This is a genomic window from Micromonospora vinacea (genome assembly GCF_015751785.1).
Lineage (GTDB): Bacteria > Actinomycetota > Actinomycetes > Mycobacteriales > Micromonosporaceae > Micromonospora > Micromonospora vinacea.
On record NZ_JADOTY010000001.1, the window covers coordinates 1,675,587 to 1,690,196 of the forward strand.

Genomic DNA, 14,610 nt, shown 5'->3' on the forward strand with positions numbered 1-14,610 from the left:
GCTCCTTCTCGCACTCGTCTGCTCGACCGCCGACCAGCCTATCCGCTGGGACCGACCTCGCCCCGCCCGGTGCGTCCGCCCACGCCGAGCCTTCCGGGTACGGCTACCCCTACCCCGAACCGGCCATCTGGGGGTAGTGCGACGGGGCCCGTCGCACTGGTCTGCTCGTGGCATGAACCTCAACCGCACCGGCCGGGTCGGCGCGCTGTGCTGGCTCGCGGCCGCGCCCATCTTCCTCGTCGCCAGCCTGATCACCGGGTTGCGGTGGCGCGACCCGACCTACAGCTGGGCCACCCACAACATCAGCGACCTCGGCAACGCCCACTGCGGCGTATGGGACACCACCCGCCCCCGCTACGTCTGCTCACCGTGGCACCCCCTGATGAACACCGCGATACTGGCCACCGCCGTACTGCTCGTCGTCGGGCTCCTGCTGACCTGGCGGATCCTCGGCCACGGCCCGGTGGTGCGCTCGGCCCAGACACTGCTGCTGCTGGCCGCCGGCGGATACGCCCTCGCCGCCGTCTACCCGGCCGACGTCGACGAGAACCTGCACGTCCTCGGCGCATTCCTGATCATGGGGGTGGGCAACACCGGCCTGCTCCTCGCCGGATTCGCACCACACGGCACGACACTCGGCCGGTGGCGACGGCTCACCCTCACCGCCGGGCTCATCGCGCTGGCCGGAACGGTGCTGTTCTTCGCCCAGCAGGGCCTGGGGATCGGGGTAGGCGGCATGGAACGGGTGGCCGTCCTACCCTTCCCCCTCTGGGCCTGCGCCCTGGGCGTCCTGCTGGCCGAAACCCCCGCCCCCACCCCCGCCTGCGCCCCCGCCCGCGTCGATCATGGAGTTGTGGTGCCCGAATAGGCCAACCACAAACGATTTGTCACCCACCACAACTCCATGATCGACCGCGCAGTGGGGTGGATTGTCAGCGGGCGTCGACTTCGTTGATCTTCTCGGCGCCGAAGGTCTCCCGGAGCAGCCGTACCGCCTGCTCCTCGCTGGACTCCCGCGCGGTCTTCTCGTCGATGATCTCGTCCAACGGCTCGTCGCCCGGGTCGAACCCCTCAAACGCAGGGGCCGCCGCCGGTGCCGCGCCGCCGGGCCGGCCGGCCCGCGCCGGACCGTCGAAGTCCGGGTCGTAGGGCGGCTCGCCGGCCCATTCGGCGTCCGCGACAGGCCGGGCTGCCGCTCCGGTACGCGCACCGCGCCCCGCCGCCGCCGCGCGAGCCGCGGCGATGGCGCTGCTCACCGGCGCACCACCGGCTGTCGCCGGCTGCCGGGCCGCCGGTGTCGGGTTACCCCGTCCGCCCGGCTTACCGCCACCGGCCGCCGCCCCGGGACCGCCCGAACCGCCTGGCCCGGTGCCGCTCGCGCCACCGCCGTTGGGGTTACCGCTGTTGGGGTTACCGCTGTTCGGGCCGCCGCCGTTGGGGCCGCCGCCGTTCGGGCCGCTGCCGTTCGGGCCGGTCGACGCCGATGCGGACGACTCGTTTCCGGCCGACGCACCGCCGGGGCGGGCGGCCTCCGGCCAGTCCTCGTCGTCCATCGCCTCGGCGGCCGGGGCACCGCCGCCGGGGCGGGCGGCCTCCGGCCAGTCGCCCTCGTCGTCCGCCGCCGGGGCGGACGGTGCCGCACCCTGCCGACCGGCACCGTGACCACCGGAACCCGCGCCGACACCGCCATGCGAGGCCGGGCTGGCAGCGCCGGTCGGGTTCGCCGCGGTGGACGGGGCGTTCGTCGGCCTGGCAGCGGCGGTCGGGGCGTTGGGTGCCACAGTCCCCGGCCCGGCCGCGTTCGCACTTGGCGCCGCGTTCGAGCCAGGCGCGGCGCTGAAGCCTGCGGAATTCGCGCTTGGCGCGGCATTCGAGCCAGGCGCGGGGTTCGCCCCAGGCACGGGGTTCGACCCAGACGCAGCGCTCGACCCTGGCGCAGCGCTCGACCCTGGCGCGGGGTTCAAACCTGGCGCAGCGCTCGACCCTGGCGCAGCGCTCGACCCTGGCGCAGCGCTCGACCCTGGCGCGGGGTTCGACCCAGGCGCGGCATTCGAGCCTGACGCAGGGCTCAAGCTAGGCGCGTTCGAGCCAGACGCAGCGTTCGAGCTAGGCGCGTTCGAGCTTGGCGTGGCTGGCGGCGCACTCGTCGGGCCGGCGGCGGGCGGGGCGGCGGGTCGGGCCGGTGCGGCGGGTTGCGAGCGGGGTGAGCTGGACAGCGACACGCCACCGCGCTCGCCGGCCACCTCGCACCGGATCTGCCAGCGCCCGCCCAACTCCTCGTAGAGCGCGTCGGTGAGCACCGCCGCGTGGTCGGCCATCATCTTGGCCAGCACTGTGGACTTCACCGTCAGCACCAGCATGTCGCCGTCGAGTTCGCGGACCACAGCGTCGCGCATCAGTGCGGCGATCCGCTTGTTGGTCCGGTTGACCTTGCCGACCACGTCGGGCCAGACCCGGCGGACCGCTACCGCGTCCAGGGCGGCGGCGGGCGCGCCCGGTCGGGGCGGCGCGGGCGTGGCCGGGTCGGGCAGCACCGCCGACGGTGGCACCGCACGACGCGGGGTCGGCCCGGCGGGCGAGACGGGTACGGCCTGGTCAGCCAACCCGGTCGACGCACCGGGGGACGCCGGGATCGGCGAGTCGGCCGCCGAGACGTGCGAGGCCGGTGCACCGGAGGTCGGAGCGGGCGAGGCGGGTGCACCGGTGACTGAAGCAGCCGGGGCGGAAGCGCCCGAGGCCGCAGCGCCCTGGGTCGGGTCGACCGCCCACGGCGGTGCGGAGGTCGGGGCGTTCACGGGTGCAGGGGTGGCGGCAGCCGGGACCGGGGTGGCTGGCTGTGGGCGTACCCCTGGGTTGGTGGCCGGCGCGGAGCCGGCGGCGGCCGACGGCGCGTCGGTGCCGCCCACTGTGAGCCGACGTTCCATCCGCTCGAGGCGCTGGAGCAGGCCGCCGGTGGAGTCGTCCACGCCGGGCAGCAGCATCCGGGCGCAGATCAGCTCCAGCAGCAGGCGGGGTGCTGTGGTGCCGCGCATCTCCACCAGGCCGTCGTGCACGATGTCGGCGCAGCGGGACAGCGTGGCCGAGCCGAGCTGCGAAGCCTGGGCGGCCATCCGCTCGATCTGGTCGCCCGGGGCGTCGATGAGACCCTTCGCGGCGGCGTCCGGCACCTGCTGGATCACGATCAGGTCGCGCAGCCGTTCCAGCAGGTCGGAGGCGAACCGGCGCATGTCGTGCCCGGCTTCGGCGACCCGGTCGACGGTGGCGTACGCGGCGGCGCCGTCAGCGGCGGCCAGCGCGTCGCACATCTCGTCGATCAGCGCCGAGTCGGTGACCCCGAGCAGCGCGACGGCCCGGGCGTAGCTGACCCCCTCCGCGCCGGCGCCAGCGATGAGCTGGTCGAGCACGGAGAGGCTGTCCCGCATGCTGCCGCCACCGGCGCGCACCACCAGCGGAAAGACCGCCGGCTCGACGGTGACCCCCTCCGCCTCGCAGAGCTGCTCCAGGTACGGGCGGACCACCTTCGGCGGGAACAGCCGGAACGGGTAGTGGTGGGTCCGCGACCGGATCGTGCCGAGGACCTTCTCCGGCTCGGTGGTGGCGAAGATGAACTTGACGTACTCCGGGGGCTCCTCGACCAGCTTGAGCAGGGCGTTGAAGCCCTGGGTCGAGACCATGTGCGCCTCGTCGATGATGTAGATCTTGAAGCGGCTGCTGGCCGGCGCGAAGAAGGCACGCTCGCGCAGCTCGCGGGCGTCGTCGACGCCACCGTGGCTTGCCGCGTCGATCTCGATCACATCGATGGAGCCGGCACCGTCGGTCGCCAGCGAGCGGCAGGAGTCACACTTGCCGCACGGCTCGGGAGTGGGGCCCTGCTCACAGTTGAGCGAGCGGGCCATGATCCGGGCGCTGGTGGTCTTGCCACAGCCGCGCGGGCCGGAGAAGAGGTAGGCGTGGTTGAGCCGCCCGCTGCGCAGCGCCTGCGACAGCGGCTCGGTCACGTGCTCCTGACCGATGACCTCAGCGAAGGTACGCGGCCGGTACTTGCGGTAGAGCGCCAGCGTCACTCGTCCCGCCTCCTCTCGACCGAGCCATTCTGCGCCGGTCGGGCGCGGGTGACCACCCACCACCCCGGCGCCACGGATGCCGCGCCTGATCGACCGGGCCGCCAGGGCCTGATCAACTCGGCTATGGGCCTTGATCGACTCGGCTTCCTGGAAACCGCGGTGTCCGCGTGGCCAGGACACCGCGACATCATGGATGCCGAGTGGATCAACCGGCCCACAGACAAAAAGGCCTCCCGTGCACCCGGCAGAGCTCGCTTATCCTTGCTGCCTTCCGGCCCTGGGGAGGTTCACGAGATACCGCCGCACGGGAGGTGACGCCCAGCCTACCCGACCGCCCGTCGATCTTCAGGGGGTGGTGGGGTGGCCCGGCCGACACGGGCCTGTATCCTGGCTCGCGGAGGATTCGCCTAGAGGCCTAGGGCGCACGCTTGGAAAGCGTGTTGGGTTTACACCCTCACGAGTTCGAATCTCGTATCCTCCGCTCGCCTGAGCAGCACCAACGACAGGGCCGGCCCCACGGGGACCGGCCCTGAGTCGTCTGTGCGGTGCGTCAGCCCACCACCTGGACGTGCTCCGCGCCCTGCCCCGAGAACCACGCCTCCAGCTCGGCGCCGCCGAGGGACCGGGTCGCTTCCTCGTCGACGAGGACCGGGCCGACGACGGCACCCTTCGCGCCCTCGAACTGGCAGCCGAACATCCTCGCGCCGGTCAGCACCGTCGGCATGCTCGTGCCGCCGAGCGTGCACCAGCGCAGGCTGGCCAGCTCAAGATTGGCACCGCGCAGATCGGTCTTGTAGAGCTTGGCGGAATTGAGGATCGCGTGGCGGAGATCCGCCCCTTCCAGAACGGCGTCGTCGAGCTGCACCGCGAACAGCCGGGCCGAGCGGAACAACGCTTTACCGGCCGAGCAACCGACCATTTCCGCCTTGGCCAGGTCGGCGAAGGAGAAATCCGCGCCCTGCAACTCGGCGTTGGTCAGGTTGGCATCGCCGAGGTTGGCTTCCTCGAATCGGACACCGGCCAGGTGGGAGTTGGAGAAATAAGCGCCGGCCAGGTCGAGCCGGCTGAGGTCCGCCCCGCGAAAATCAAGAAAATCCCCCGACAGGTACGCCGTGGCGGAAGCATCGGCGAACCACTCCTCCAGCGCTTCCCGCGCGTCGGGGCTGTCTGGCCAGCGGATCACGTCGCCGCTGGCACGCTTGTACTTACTCATTTGTCGAACACCACCTTGCCGTCCCACTCCGGTCGATCAGCGACCCGCGCCCTGAGATCGGCCAACGCACTCGGCGAAAGGACCCGACCGGCCCGGCGCTCGCCTTCGCGCCCGCGGCCTGGCGCGCGTTCGTCACCGAGTTCGCCCGGCGGGCCTGAACGGCCCGACGACCCGTCGCAGCTCCGACCGTTACCCAACCCTGATGGCCCGGATGCGGCCCACGCCCCTCAACTTCGTCGAGATCTTGGACACTTTCCGTTCGCACAGAACGGAAAGTGTCCAAGATCTGGAGATTTGATGCCGGAAGGCTTGATGGGCGGGCACTTTCGTACCGGTAGCGGCCAAGGGCGACCGTCTGCCTGCCGGGTTCGACCGTCGCCGCCGGGCCGACCGACCGTCGGCGGACGACCCCCGCACGGCCGGGGCGCGCGAACGCCCGGCCGGCCCAGTACGGGCCGGCCGGGCGTTGCTGGCACCGCTCAGAACAGCGGGCCACCACTTTGCGGCCCGGCAATCCGGAGACCGTAGTTCATCGGCCAGAGGATTTCGGTGCGCTCGGACAGACCGCTCCACGTCTTGTTCTGCGGTACGAGCCCGCCGGCGGCACCGTAGAACGGGTTGACGACCCCGGACGGATACCCGGCGAGGTCACCACTCACCTCTTCCCCGGGCGACGCCACGAGGGCGTCGAGCCCGCCGGTGCGGTCGAGGTTCAGCAGGGCGATGGCGGAACCGAACTTGTCGCCAGTCTCGGAGCCGTCCGGAACGGCCGAGTGGTTCTGGTCGAACGCCTGGGCACCGGTGCCCGTCAACCCGCCGGCCGCACCCTTGAGCAGGGTGATGCTGCCGGCCCCGGCCTTCGCGCCGATCTGGTCGCCGGGGGCGCCGACCAGCACGTCCGCCCTGCCGTCGCCGGTCACGTCGCCGACCGCCAGCACGCCACCGAAGCGGTCGTCACCCGCCGGGTCGCCCGGTACGCCGGCCGTCCGCTGCGTGATGACCTGCACCCCGCTGCTGGACAGGCCGGCGGCACGGCCGGGGAAGGCCGCGATGAGGCCGCCGTTGATGTCCGGGGTCTGGGCGCCGGAGGCTCCGACGATCACCTCACCCAGCCCATCGCCGTTCACGTCGCCAACCGCGACCGCGTCACCCAGGTACCACGCGATGGTGCCTGTCCCATCGTTGGGTTCGATGGCCGCACCGGTGACCGAGGTGGCACCGGTGGACGACACACCACTCGCCGAGCCCCACATCAGGGTGACCATGCCGCTGCCGTCCCAGCTCACCCCGTCGTTCTCACGAGGAGCGCCGATGACCAGGTCGTGGTAACGGTTGTTGTCGACCTTCCCGATGGCGAGCGTGTAGCCGAACTGGTCGTTGGCCTCGGCCGCGCCGGGCACCGAGGCCAGGTCCTGGTGGAGGTGTTGCGCGCCGGTCGCCGTGAGACCGGCTGACCCACCGAAGAGGACGGTTACCGCGCCGGCCATCGCCTTGCTTCCGATCGCCTCTGCCCAGGCACCGATGGCGAGGTCCTCGCGACCATCCCCGTTGATGTCGCCGGCCGCGAGGGCAGCACCGAACTGGTCGAAGGTCTCCGGACTGTCCGGAATGCCTGGCGAATCCTGGTTGAAGTGGATTGCCGAGTCGACCACCAGGCCGGTGCCGCTGCCGGGGATGACCCAGACCCCTCCAGCGTGGGTCTTGTTCTTGGGATCCGGCTCGTCCGGGTCGCCGATTGCCAGGTCGTCGAAACGGTCGCCGTTGAAGTCCCCCGCCACGAGCGCCATACCGAAACAGACACAGCCGCTGCCCCCGGTAAGGACGCCCATCAGGTAGTCGATCTTCGGGGCCGAGGAGTAGCGCACGCTGACCACGCCGGTCGGCTCCGCCGGCAATGTGTAATTGGACGGGGTACCAGTTACCGCGATGTCGTCGACACCGTCGCCGTCGAAGTCGGAGCGGCCGACCCCCATGCCCCGAAAACGGGTCGGCGTCTTCATCCAGGACACCGTGTGGTGTTGGAGGACGACGCCGTCCCGGGTGATGGTCCGGACGTCTTCCGCAGCCTTCGCCGGGGCACTGATCACCAGGCTGGCAAGAACTGTGGGAAGAACAAGAAAAGCTGCGCTTCGCCGCATAGAGACCCCGTTTCGATAGGCGCCTCGACACCATAGGCGGGCGATCAGGTTGCCGAAATGAGACGAACGGGTAGTGGGCTGGAGGGGCGGGCGCGGGCGGCGGGTAGCGTCCGGGAGCCGGCGGCCCTGGAACCGTCGTACACATGTTCTATCCACAGGCTGTGGACGGCGGAGGGACCTGATGGGTTACCAGCTCAGCGCGGTGGTCGCCGATGCTGAGCTGCTCCGGGAGCAGACCGCCGAGCTGGATCACGCGGTCCTCGGCGAGCTGCGCCAGGACTTCGCGTTGCTGCCGGTCACCCCGCAGTTGGTGGTCGAGCTGACCGGGTCCCTGCCCGATTTCGCGACTGACGACCGGAGCGTCGCACGACCGTTCGGCCTGGTGTTGTCGGCAGCGTTGGTCGAGGTGCTGACCCGCTGGTCACAGTCGGGGCCGGTGGCCTACCTGGAGGCGGAGTTCGGTGGTGGCGTCGGCTACCAGTCGGCGGCGGTGTGGTTGGGCGGGGCGCTGTCCTGGGGCCCGTGCTTCGACGACGAGTTGGACGCGCCGCGCGAGCAGTGGCCGATCAACGGGGCACTGATCCGACTGGGCGTCGAGCCCGGCACGTGGATCGACCCGTTCGCCGAACTGGGGCTGCACCTGGAGCGGAACACCGACGGTTGGCTGGCGCACGGGCGGCGTCGACTCAGCGCCGACTACTGGGACGAGCTGGTCGAACAGTGGGAAAACCAGTAATCCGGCCGCCGGCAGCAACCTGAACGCTCCCGTTCCGTTGGGGACTGGGGGATTCCATGAAATTGCGACAATTTGCGTTTATAGCCACGTTGATGACGGCTGCCTCGATCGCTGGCAGCGGCGTACCGCCCACCGGGCCGATCCCGGAAGGCCGGCCCGCTGGCAGCGTGGAGATCATCGACCTGAACGGCCTGCGGAACATCGAGTTCGGTGCCACCGAAGACGAGCTGACCCGGCGCGGCATCCTGCGCACCAGCCTGGATGCCTGCGGGCCGGTGCTCGCCGGCCACGACACGGTCAGCCCGGTCTTCATGGAGGACAAACTCGTGCTGCTCTGGGTCGGCGACCCGATGCGGACACCGGAGGGGATAACGGCAGGCTCGCCCGTCGACCAGGTCTGGGACCGCTATCCGAAGGTCACCCGACTCCGCGCTCCACAGGGGACGCACCGCCTCGACGGGCTACTCGCCCGCAGCGGCGACCGCGCGTACCTGTTCCTGCACGACGGGCGCACGGTCCGAAAAACCATCGCCGGGTACGCGGACTGGGCCCGCCGCCTCTTCGACGAGGGTGCGGGCCCGTGCTGAGCCGACAAGCTACCGGCTGACCTGTCGGACCGCTCCGATCCACTATGGATTGACGCGACCGACAGGCCAGTCGTCGTTCAGCGGCGGAGCGACAGCCAGAAGTCGTACGAGTGGGCCGCCGTGAAGTCCGTTCCGCCCGATCCGCCGTCACCGGCGAACACCCGAACGTACGGGGCGTCCGGGCGCAGTCGGGGCCAACCCGCCCGACCCGTCCGGGCGAAGTCGCTCCAGGTGCGGACCATCTCGTCGGAGAGCCGCCGCTGGGTTGGCGTGAGCGCCTCGGCGTAGTCGACAGTGAACAGGTACGGCAGCTCCGCGCAGTGGTACGCGCCGGTGTCGAACGTCGGCTCGGGCCCCTCGGTGAAGAACGGCGCGTCCTCGTCGGCGAACTCGTACCCGAAGGTCGGCACCCGCCGCGCGAACGCCAGCGCGGCGGAGTAGACCGGCTCGGCGTAGTCGTGATCGGTCAGCACGGCACTCAACGTCACGCTGGCGGGTTGTGCGGGGTCGCGCGGGTAGCGGGCCAGCACCTTGTCCGCGTGGTCACCGAACATGTCGCGCACCTGGTCGCGGTACTGCTCATCGGTGAGCGGGCACGACTCCGGCTCCTGGTTCGGCTTCGGCGGCTCCGGGCAGTTGAACCCGAGCCGTTCCATCCCCCACACCACGAGCCGGGACTCGTCCCGGTTCATCCCGGTCAACACCGGCACCCGATGCAGCCTCCCGGTGGTCAGCGCCTCGGCCGGGTCCACCGGCAACGTGTGGCCGTCGACGACCGGGCCGAGGTCGACACCCGCGCCGGGGTAGCCGACCGTCTCGATCATCCGGGCGGGAGTACGTCCGCGCAGGCAGGTGGCGACCACGGCCGGGTCGGTGCAGCCGATCCTCCGAGCGAACTCCTCGGCCGCCACGATCGCCTCGGCCCGGGTCTGGACCGGGTTGGCGCACGAGTTGCTCTGCATGATCGCGCGGTGGAACAGGCCAGCGGAGCCCGGCGCGGCGAGGTGCGCGCAGACGCTCGTCGCTCCGGCGGACTGGCCAAACACTGTGACGTTGCCCGGGTCACCACCGAAGGCCGGGGCGTTGCGTCGTACCCAGCGCAGCGCGGCCTGCTGGTCCTGCAACCCGAAGTTGCCGGTGACGCCGTCCCGGCCGGCCAGTGCCGGATGCGCCAGGAAGCCGAGCGCGCCGAGCCGGTAGTTCACAGTGACGACGATGACGTCGCCACCGACCGCCAGCCGCTGTCCGCCGTACCCGTCACCGCTGCCGAACCGGAAGTCCCCGCCGTGCAACCAGACCATCACTGGTCGAGGTGTTCGTGCGGAGGCGCGCGGGGTGGTGACATTCAGGTAGAGGCAGTCCTCGGACTCCGACGCTGTGTCCATCGGCAGCCCTTGCAGTTGCGCGCAGGCAGCACCGGACCGGGTTGCGTCGCGTACTCCGGTCCACCTTGGGCCGGGCTGCGGCGGGGCCCAGCGCAGCGCGCCCAGCGGTGGGCTCGCGTACGGGATGCCCTGGAACGTGCGGTGGTCGGCCGCGACGGTTCCCCGCACCGCGCCCTGGTCGGTCCGGACGACGGCCGCGCTCCGGCGGTCGTCGTCGGCCGCGGCCGGTCCGACGGCCACCGCCGAGCCGGCCAGGACGACAGCGCCCATCGCGACGGCCCATCGGGGGTACGAGATGCTGGTCATGACTCTCCCCATCGGTCGATGCCGGTACGGCGTACGCACCGGGCTGCGCCGAGCATGTCGAGCTGACAACAGCCCGGCCAGGGAGCTCTAGTACGCGGCGGCAGGAAGCGCGCGACCATCGACGGGGCTCCGCCCGGTGCTCTAGTGCGCTACGGTCACCGCGAGGCCGACGGGAGGCGACCGTGGCGGAGATCGGCGAGACCACTCCCCCTTATCTGCGCATCGTCGGGGAGTTGCGCCGGCGCATCATGGCGGGCGAGTTGGGCCCCGGCGACCGGGTGCCGTCCACCCGGCAGATCGTCCGGGAGTGGGGCGTCGCCATGGCGACCGCCAGTCGCGCGCTCACCGCCCTGCGGCAGGAGAGCCTGGTGCGGGCAGTGCCCGGTGTGGGCATGGTGGTGACCGGCGCGGAGCCGACCACGCCGGGTCGGGGCGCAGCGTCCGGCGGTCGACGCCTGCCGGCTCAGGGGCTGACCCGCGACCAGGTGGTGCGGACCGCCATGAAGATCGCCGACGCCGAGGGGTTACCGGCGCTGAGCATGCGGCGCATCGCGACGGAGTTGGACGTCCCCACCATGTCGCTGTACCGGCAGGTTCGGGGCAAGGAGCAGCTTCTCGTGCTGATGGCGGACGCGGCGTTCGCCGCGCACCGGTTGCCGCGCACGTTCCCGCCCGGGTGGCGAGCCCAACTGGAGTTGCTCAGCCGGCTCCAGTGGTCGATCTACCGGCGGCATCCCTGGCTGGCCCAGGTCATCTCGCTGACCCGCCCCCTGATGGCACCGCACGCCGTCGCGCACACCGAGTGCGCGCTGCGGGCCCTCGCGCGACACGGCCTGGACCAGCACACCCAACTCCACCTGGTGGCCGCACTGGCCAACCATGTGCGAGGCACCGCCATCAATCTGGAGCAGGGGGCCGAGGCGGAGCAGGACACCGGCCTGACCGACGACGAGTGGATGGAGGCCCAGGCCGACGTGTTCGGTGGGTTGCTCGCGGCGGGCGAGTTTCCGCATCTGGCCCGGCTCAGCCGGACGGCGATCGACCTCAACGTCGAGAGCCTCTTCGAGTTCGGCCTGCAACGGCTACTCGACGGGGTGGCGGCGCTGCTCGAACGGGTGACCACTCGGACCGGGTGAGTGGCCTGCTCGGGCAGCCGCGCCCCGGACGCGGCGGCGAAACCGGCGAGCGCTCCGACGCGAAAACGCCCGGTCGATCCTCGCGGATCGACCGGGCGTTTCTGCATTTCAGAGCGGTGGCGGAGGGATTTGAACCCTCGGAGGGCGTTAACCCTCACACGCTTTCGAGGCGTGCTCCTTAGGCCGCTCGGACACGCCACCGCCGACGAGGGTACAGGACCGCCGGTTCGGACGCCGAACCGGTATCGCCCGGGCCGGCCTGGCAGGATCTTTGTCATGAGTACGCACATCGGCGCGAAGCCGGGCGAGATCGCCGAGCGGGTCCTGATGCCGGGTGACCCCCTGCGGGCCAAGTGGATCGCGGAGACCTACCTCGAGGGCGCCACCTGCTACTCGACGGTTCGGGGCATGCTGGGCTTCACCGGCCGCTGGAACGGCGTCGAGGTTTCCGTCCAGGGCTCCGGCATGGGCATGCCGTCGGCCTCCATCTACGCCCACGAGTTGATCAACGAGTACGGCGTGAAGACGCTGATCCGGGTCGGCTCCTGTGGTGCCCTCAGCACCGACCTGCAACTGCGGGACGTGGTGGCCGCTATCGGGTCGTCCACCGACTCGAACATGAACCGGATGCGCTTCGACGGGCTGATCGACTACGCCCCGGTGGCCGACTTCGGGCTGCTGCGGACGTCGGTCGAGGTGGCCGAGCGGCGCGGCATCAGCATGCACGTCGGGCCGATCCTGGCGGCGGACGCCTTCTACACCGATCGACCGGACCTGTACGACACCCTCGCCGACTACGGCGTGCTGGCTGTGGAGATGGAGTCGGCGGCGCTGTACACGATCGCCGCCCGGTTCAAGGCCCGCGCGTTGACCGTGTTGACAGTCAGCGACCACATCAAGACCGGTGAGAAGACCACCTCGGAGGAGCGCGAGCAGACCTTCAGCCAGATGGTCGAGATCGCCCTCGACACGATCATCGCCTGAGCCGTTCCGGCGGGCGTCACCGCGACGAGCGTGATGACTGTGAGGCATCAAGATGCCGCACAGTCATCACGCTCTTTCGCATCACGCCCGCCGGCCCACCCGAGCCACGCCGACCCAACCGAGCCACGCCGACCCAACCGAGCCACGCCAACCCAACCGGGCCAGGCCGGTCACACGGCGGCCAGCGCCTCGGTCGGCGCGAGGCGGGCGGCACGCACGGCCGGGTAGAGCCCGGCGAAGCCGCCGATGACAAGTGTCGCGCCCACCCCGCCGAGCATCGCCCAGGCCGGCACCACTGTCGGCCAGTCCTGCGACAGCGCGTAGCCCGAGGTGACCAGGATGCCCAGCATCACCCCACCGATCCCGCCGAGCGCGGAGAGCAGCAGCGATTCGGTGAGGAACTGGGTCCGGACCTGACCGCGGGTGGCGCCGAGTGACCGGCGCAGGCCGATCTCGGCTCGGCGTTCCAGCACCGAGATCACCATGGTGTTCGCCACGCCGACCCCACCGACCAGCAGGGCGACCGCGCCCAGGCCCAGCAACAGGCCTGTGAACGCGTCGTCGGTCGCCTCGGCGGCGGCCAGCGCGTCCGAGGGCCGGGACACCTCGACCTCGTTCGGCGCCTCCGGGTTGGTGGTCGCGCCGAGCACGGACCGGACCGCCTCGACCTGCGACTCCTGGGCCCGGGTGTAGACGGTGGTCGGGTGGCCGTCGAAGCCCAGGTATTCGGTGGCCGCCGGCCAGCCGACCAGCGCCGAGGTGTCCAACTCCGGGGCGAGTGGCGCGGCGGCGAGGGTGCCGACGACTGTGAACGGCCGCCCACCGAGCCACACCTGCACCTGCGGGTCGGCCGTGGTGATCCCGAGCCGCTGCGCCGCGGTGGCGCCGAGCACGACCGCCGGGTAGCGGGCTGTCGCCTCGTTGAGCCACGTGCCGGTGGCCACCTCGGCCCCGACGGTGCCGAGCAGGTCCAGCCGGGCAGCCCGGGTGGCGAGCCCACCGGTCTCCGCCGCCGGAATCCGGTCCGAGCGGTACACCTTGGCGTCGGAGAGCTGCCCGGTCGCGGACACCTCGGTCACCGGGCCGATCCGCCCGATCATCGCGATCGACTCCTCGGGCAGTTGCGCGTCCGCACCGAACAGGGTGCTGCCCGGCTCGACGGTGAGCAGGTTGGTGCCGAGCGCGTCGAGCGCCCGGTCCAGCTCGGCCCGGGACGACGAGGAGATGCCGACCACCGCGATCATCGCGGCGATGCCGATCGCGATGCCCAACGCGGAGAGGAACGCCCGCAGCGGACGGGTCCGCAGCCCCACCCCACCGACGCGCAGGACGTCCGCAGGCCGCAGTCGGGCCGGGGTCAGCGTCGCCATCAGCCGACCCCGCCCGACGCGAGGGCCGAGTCGTGCCGCACCGCGCCGTCGCGCATCCGCACCTGCCGGGGCAGGCTCCCCGCGATCTCCCGGTCGTGGGTGATCACCACGACGGTGGTGCCGGCCCGGTGCAGATCGTGCAGCAGCTCCAACACCCCCGCGCCGGAGTGGGAGTCCAGGTTGCCGGTTGGTTCGTCGGCCAGCAGCACCGCCGGCTCGCCGACCACAGCGCGGGCCACGGCCACCCGCTGCCGTTCCCCACCTGACAGCTCGTGCGGCCGGTGCCCCAACCGGTGGCCCAGGCCAACCCGGACCAACGCGGCCTCCGCCCGTTCGCGCCGCCGCCGCAGCGGTACGCCGGAGTAGAGCAACCCGTCGGCCACGTTGTCCACGACCGGGACGCCGGGAGCGAGGTGGAACTGCTGGAAGACGAAGCCGATCCGGGTGGCCCGCAACGCGGACAGCTCCCGATCGGTCAGCTTCGCCGCGTCGTACCCGTCGATGAGCACGCTGCCCGACGACGGCCGGTCCAGGGTGCCGATCAGGTGCAGCATCGTCGACTTGCCCGACCCGGACGGGCCGACGATCGCCACCAGCTCGCCGTGGCCGATCCGCAGCGACACGTCGTCCAACGCGACGACGCCACCGGCGTACCGCTTGCTGACCCGGTCGAGCGCTATCACCTCGCCGC

At 71.4% G+C, this 14,610-nt stretch carries 12 protein-coding genes, 2 tRNA genes and 1 other RNA gene; 7 read left to right on the forward strand and 8 right to left on the reverse strand.

From position 1 onward, the window contains the following. Positions 1-172: 172 nt before the first annotated feature. Positions 173-868, forward strand: a complete 696-nt coding sequence (locus tag IW249_RS08140; protein WP_196920184.1) for a DUF998 domain-containing protein — start codon at positions 173-175, stop codon at positions 866-868. A 64-nt stretch (positions 869-932) separates the two neighbouring features. Here the strand turns inward: IW249_RS08140 and IW249_RS08145 are convergent, their stop codons facing one another. Both IW249_RS08145 and ffs read right to left on the reverse strand, forming a co-directional pair. Continuing rightward, positions 933-4,064, reverse strand: coding sequence for a DNA polymerase III subunit gamma and tau (locus IW249_RS08145; protein WP_196920185.1), 3,132 nt, complete (start codon positions 4,062-4,064; stop codon positions 933-935). A 224-nt stretch (positions 4,065-4,288) separates the two neighbouring features. Then, positions 4,289-4,378: signal recognition particle sRNA small type (gene ffs, locus IW249_RS08150), an RNA gene on the reverse strand. Between the two features lie 82 nt (positions 4,379-4,460). Between ffs and IW249_RS08155 the strand changes: the two genes are divergently transcribed. Beyond that, a tRNA-Ser gene (locus IW249_RS08155) sits at positions 4,461-4,545 on the forward strand. A 69-nt stretch (positions 4,546-4,614) separates the two neighbouring features. Here IW249_RS08155 and IW249_RS08160 read toward each other — a convergent pair. Next, on the reverse strand, positions 4,615-5,277 hold the full coding sequence (locus tag IW249_RS08160; RefSeq protein WP_196920186.1) for a pentapeptide repeat-containing protein: 663 nt from the start codon (positions 5,275-5,277) through the stop codon (positions 4,615-4,617). Between the two features lie 56 nt (positions 5,278-5,333). Between IW249_RS08160 and IW249_RS35190 the strand changes: the two genes are divergently transcribed. Beyond that, the gene (locus IW249_RS35190) at positions 5,334-5,435 is read left to right on the forward strand and encodes a DUF397 domain-containing protein (RefSeq protein ID WP_372433030.1); all 102 of its coding nucleotides are present in this window, start codon (positions 5,334-5,336) and stop codon (positions 5,433-5,435) included. A gap of 321 nt (positions 5,436-5,756) precedes the next feature. Here IW249_RS35190 and IW249_RS08170 read toward each other — a convergent pair whose 3' ends face one another. Continuing rightward, complete coding sequence (locus tag IW249_RS08170) at positions 5,757-7,571, reverse strand: FG-GAP-like repeat-containing protein (protein WP_307788543.1); 1,815 nt, start codon at positions 7,569-7,571, stop codon at positions 5,757-5,759. A 25-nt stretch (positions 7,572-7,596) separates the two neighbouring features. Between IW249_RS08170 and IW249_RS08175 the strand changes: the two genes are divergently transcribed. Together IW249_RS08175 and IW249_RS08180 are read left to right on the forward strand one after the other, a co-directional pair. Continuing rightward, complete coding sequence (locus IW249_RS08175) at positions 7,597-8,151, forward strand: hypothetical protein (RefSeq protein ID WP_196920187.1); 555 nt, start codon at positions 7,597-7,599, stop codon at positions 8,149-8,151. Between the two features lie 92 nt (positions 8,152-8,243). Continuing rightward, on the forward strand, positions 8,244-8,738 hold the full coding sequence (locus IW249_RS08180; protein ID WP_196920188.1) for a hypothetical protein: 495 nt from the start codon (positions 8,244-8,246) through the stop codon (positions 8,736-8,738). Between the two features lie 77 nt (positions 8,739-8,815). Here the strand turns inward: IW249_RS08180 and IW249_RS08185 are convergent, their stop codons facing one another. Further along, positions 8,816-10,429 (reverse strand): carboxylesterase/lipase family protein, encoded by a 1,614-nt coding sequence (locus IW249_RS08185; protein ID WP_196920189.1) that lies wholly within the window; start codon positions 10,427-10,429, stop codon positions 8,816-8,818. Between the two features lie 182 nt (positions 10,430-10,611). Between IW249_RS08185 and IW249_RS08190 the strand changes: the two genes are divergently transcribed. Beyond that, positions 10,612-11,565, forward strand: coding sequence for a TetR/AcrR family transcriptional regulator C-terminal domain-containing protein (locus IW249_RS08190; protein WP_196920190.1), 954 nt, complete (start codon positions 10,612-10,614; stop codon positions 11,563-11,565). A 114-nt stretch (positions 11,566-11,679) separates the two neighbouring features. Here the strand turns inward: IW249_RS08190 and IW249_RS08195 are convergent. Continuing rightward, positions 11,680-11,766 (reverse strand) — tRNA-Ser (locus tag IW249_RS08195). A gap of 75 nt (positions 11,767-11,841) precedes the next feature. On the opposite strand from IW249_RS08195, the gene deoD reads away from it, so the two are divergent. Further along, positions 11,842-12,549: a purine-nucleoside phosphorylase gene (gene deoD / locus IW249_RS08200; protein WP_030328147.1), complete on the forward strand. Its 708-nt coding sequence runs from the start codon at positions 11,842-11,844 to the stop codon at positions 12,547-12,549. A gap of 170 nt (positions 12,550-12,719) precedes the next feature. On the opposite strand, the gene IW249_RS08205 is transcribed toward deoD, so the two are convergent. Continuing rightward, positions 12,720-13,919: an ABC transporter permease gene (locus tag IW249_RS08205; RefSeq protein ID WP_196920191.1), complete on the reverse strand. Its 1,200-nt coding sequence runs from the start codon at positions 13,917-13,919 to the stop codon at positions 12,720-12,722. Then, a complete protein-coding gene (locus tag IW249_RS08210; protein WP_196924689.1) occupies positions 13,919-14,602 on the reverse strand; it encodes an ABC transporter ATP-binding protein in 684 nt (227 codons plus the stop codon). The genes IW249_RS08205 and IW249_RS08210 overlap by 1 nt, the downstream gene beginning before the upstream one ends. Positions 14,603-14,610: the final 8 nt, after the last annotated feature.

What these genes read in the sequence shown, in the direction of transcription:
- IW249_RS08140 (WP_196920184.1), top strand. Translation starts at nt 173, where the DNA reads ATGAACCTCAACCGCACCGGCCGGGTCGGCGCGCTGTGCTGGCTCGCG.
- IW249_RS08160 (WP_196920186.1), bottom strand. Translation starts at nt 5,277, where the DNA reads ATGAGTAAGTACAAGCGTGCCAGCGGCGACGTGATCCGCTGGCCAGAC.
- IW249_RS08175 (WP_196920187.1), top strand. Translation starts at nt 7,597, where the DNA reads ATGGGTTACCAGCTCAGCGCGGTGGTCGCCGATGCTGAGCTGCTCCGG.
- IW249_RS08180 (WP_196920188.1), top strand. Translation starts at nt 8,244, where the DNA reads ATGACGGCTGCCTCGATCGCTGGCAGCGGCGTACCGCCCACCGGGCCG.
- IW249_RS08185 (WP_196920189.1), bottom strand. Translation starts at nt 10,429, where the DNA reads ATGACCAGCATCTCGTACCCCCGATGGGCCGTCGCGATGGGCGCTGTC.
- deoD (WP_030328147.1), top strand. Translation starts at nt 11,842, where the DNA reads ATGAGTACGCACATCGGCGCGAAGCCGGGCGAGATCGCCGAGCGGGTC.
- IW249_RS08205 (WP_196920191.1), bottom strand. Translation starts at nt 13,919, where the DNA reads ATGGCGACGCTGACCCCGGCCCGACTGCGGCCTGCGGACGTCCTGCGC.